This window comes from Oleiphilus sp. HI0086, assembly GCF_001635225.1.
Map to the genome: position 1 here is coordinate 1 of NZ_LWFZ01000981.1, position 932 is coordinate 932.

The 932-nt window shown below is 41.6% G+C and carries 2 protein-coding genes; both read right to left on the reverse strand.

Annotated features, from left to right (window positions below):
* Window positions 1-209, reverse strand: a 209-nt coding sequence (locus A3756_RS17610) for a DUF4124 domain-containing protein (protein WP_156490570.1), incomplete at its 3' end; no start/stop codon positions are given.
* Window positions 203-640 carry a DUF4124 domain-containing protein gene (locus A3756_RS17615; protein ID WP_068553637.1) on the reverse strand — a complete coding sequence of 146 codons (438 nt, stop codon included), beginning with the start codon at window positions 638-640 and terminating at the stop codon, window positions 203-205. The genes A3756_RS17610 and A3756_RS17615, both read right to left, overlap by 7 nt.
* Window positions 641-932: the final 292 nt, after the last annotated feature.

Consider the following 932-nt stretch of genomic DNA (forward strand, 5'->3'; position numbering starts at 1 on the left):
GAAAGCACGAGATGAGGTTTAAGCGTTTTCTTAGTTTTGCTGTGGTAGTTTATACTCTCAACTTTTGTTTGCTTGGAAACAGGTTTTTTATCGCTATAGTGCCACTTACCATCACTACCTTGATATTTGTATATCTGGGCGTGTGCGTTATGAACCGAGGACGTAAAGATCAGTGCGAACGTCAGCGCAACGGAACTTAGCTTTAGCATCGTTTTTCTATATCTTTCGCTAATTTCTGGGCCCGTTCCTTCCGTTCTTTTTCAGAGACCTTGACAGCTTGATTATTGTCATCGAGAAAAACAACACGACCTACAATCGTCTGTAAATAAGATCGTGCCCAATTACACCAATCGTCCTTTGTAGGTTGATCCTTTCGTTTACTCTGCCATTGTTCGAGTTTTTGCTGGCGTAATGCGTCCAGATCTTCTGCCTGGCGTTGAAGCTGCTCGGGTGAGCTGAGTTCACTGGTTATATTCATTTTGCTTGTGTCGATCTCGACTTCTTTTGCAGCAGAAGGCGCTCGAGCGTGATCACTGAAATGAACTTGCCCATTGGCGTCAGTCCAGCGAAAAACCTCAGCACTCACATTTGGTAACACCAGTACACAGAGCGTGATAAAAAATAGTAGTTTGGTCTGCACTTAAATACTCCCTTGTCTAGTATGCTTTTTTCATACTAACTTTTATAGTCCCTGATAAGGGAGCTATTCTAACAAAAGTAGCGGTTTATGCTAAAGGAATTGATAAGCGATTTAGGCCGAAGGTACTTGTGTTAGCTAGAGTGAATACTTCTCATTATAGAAATGCTTGAGCTACAGAGGTCTACAGGTTATGTTGTTTCATTAGGATAAAAATGCCGGAGAGATACATGATAAAAGGAACTTGTCTTTGCGAAGAGGTGCAGTATCAATATGATGCTGATATCCAAGAGGT